The sequence below is a fragment of the Streptomyces sp. SM11 genome (genome assembly GCF_002910905.1).
Classification (GTDB): Bacteria; Actinomycetota; Actinomycetes; order Streptomycetales; family Streptomycetaceae; genus Streptomyces.
The window spans coordinates 1-2,140 of record NZ_NEUE01000138.1 but is presented as its reverse complement, the minus strand read 5'-3'; the positions used below and the strand labels follow the sequence as shown (position 1 = coordinate 2,140).

General features: G+C 77.1%; 2 protein-coding genes. Both read left to right on the top strand.

Annotation, left to right across the window (positions count from 1 at the left end):
- Positions 1 to 146 precede the first annotated feature (146 nt).
- Entirely contained in the window at positions 147 to 1,016 is an 870-nt protein-coding gene (locus tag B9S58_RS10950; protein ID WP_103531982.1) for a hypothetical protein, read from the top strand.
- On the top strand, positions 1,013 to 2,140 hold a 1,128-nt coding region (mycP, locus tag B9S58_RS10945; protein ID WP_103531924.1), incomplete at its 3' end, for a type VII secretion-associated serine protease mycosin. The genes B9S58_RS10950 and mycP, both read left to right, overlap by 4 nt.

The window sequence follows — 2,140 nt, the reverse complement described above, 5'->3', positions numbered from 1 at the left end:
CCCCGCCTGCCCCGCAGGCCCCCAAGGTCCCGCCGGTCCAGCGGCCCACGCCTGCGAAGACGCCCGCTCCCGCGCCGCCCTCCGCGAGCCCCCCGCACTCCGGCCCGCCGCCCGTCGCCCGGCGAAGGCCCGTCGGGGCCGTCGACCTGGCACCCTCGTCGGGAGCCGTTCCGCCACCCCCCGGCGGCTACCGGGTGCCGGCCCGCTACGGCTACCCGGAGACCCCCGCCGAGACCACCACCCGGCTGCGGCCGGTCCGGCCCCGGCAGCGGTGGCGTACCGCGGCAGCCGCCGCCTGCGTCGTGCTCGGCGTCGGGCTGATCGGCGGGGCCGTCACCGGAGCCTGGCTGACGGGCGACTCCTCGGCCGAGACCACCGGGAACCCGTACACAGCCGGCCGCAGTGCCTGGCACAGCGTTCCCGTCGACACGCTGTTCCCCCGCACCCTCCAGGGCAGGGGCGCGGGCCCCGGCGCCACCCACCGCACCTGGACCCGGCTCGCCGTCGCCGCCGACAGCACCTGTGCCGACGGACTCGACCCCTTGCTCCTGACCACGCTCAGGTCCGTCGGCTGCGAACGGCTGGTGCGCGCCACCTACACCGACGCCACCCGCTCCGCCGTCACCACCGTCGGCCTGGTCTTCACCGAGGCCGACGCCGCGGGCATGCAGTCCCTGCGTGCCCGGTTCACCGGGCAGAAGCTCGGCTCGCGCAAGGACCTCATGCCCCGTACGTACGCTCCCGAGGGCACCCCCGCGGCCTCCTTCGGCGACGGGCAGCGCGCCAGCTGGACGGTCAACCCGCTCACCGAGATCCCGGTCGTCGTGCTCGCCGTCTCCGGCTTCGCGGACGGGCGCCCCGTAGCCGCCCCGCAGCCCGCGCCCGACGCCATGGCGTCGGGCGCGGCGACGGACATCGCCCAGGCCGGTCTCGGCCACGAGGCCAAGGGCATCGCGGACCGGGTGGAGCGGGGGCTGCGCCGAGCCGTCGCCGACCTCACGGAGCAGCCCGGATGACCCGACGACCCCACCGCGTCCTCGCCGCGGTCTGCGCCGCCGCCGTCCTCGCCCTCACCCCCGCCGCGCCCGCCCACGCGGACGCCATCCGTGACCAGCAGTGGGCCCTGGAGGCCCTGCACACGGACCGGGCCTGGGAGACCACCCGGGGCCGGGGCACCACCGTCGCCGTCCTGGACACCGGGGTCGACGACGCCCACCCCGACCTGGCGGGGCAGGTGCTCCCCGGCAAGGACCTCGTCGGCTTCGGCGCCGCCCGCGGCGACTCCTCCTGGGCCCTGCACGGCACCGCGATGGCCGGCATCATCGCCGGACGCGGCAACGGCCCCGGGCGCTCCGACGGCATCCTCGGCATCGCCCCCGAGGCCCGGATCCTGCCGGTCCGGGTCATTCTGGAGTCCAAGGACCCCGCCCGCGCCAAGGCCCGCAAGTCCCGCGGTACCGCCCTCGCCGACGGCATCCGCTGGGCCACCGACAACGGCGCCGACGTCATCAACCTCTCCCTGGGCGACGACAGCAAGTCCGCCCACCCCGACCCCGGCGAGGACGCGGCCATCCAGTACGCCCTGTCCAAGGGCGTCCCCGTGGTCGCCTCGGCGGGCAACGGCGGCGAGAAGGGGGACCGGATCTCCTACCCCGCCGCCTACCCGGGGGTGATCGCGGTCGCCGCCGTCGACGAGTACGGCACACACGCCTCGTTCTCCACCCGCCGCTGGTACGCCACCGTCAGCGCCCCAGGCGTCGACATCGTGGTCGCCAACCCGGACGGGCACTACTACATCGAGTGGGGCACCTCGGCCGCCGCCGCGTTCGTCTCCGGCGCTGTCGCCCTGGTCCGTGCCGCCCACCCCGACCTCGGCCCGGCCCAGATCAAGAAGCTCCTCGCCGACACCGCCCGCGACGCCCCCGCCCAGGGCCGCGACGACGCCCGCGGCTACGGCATCGTCGACCCGGCGGGGGCCATCGATGCGGGCTCCCGGCTGCGCCCGGCGGACCTGGATGCCAAGGCCGCCCCGGCAGGACACCGGGGGCGGTACTTCGGCGACGGCCCGGCCCCGGCCCATGCCGCCGACGGGACGGCCAACTGGGCCGCACCGCTCGCCGGCGGCCTCGGCGCGGTGCTG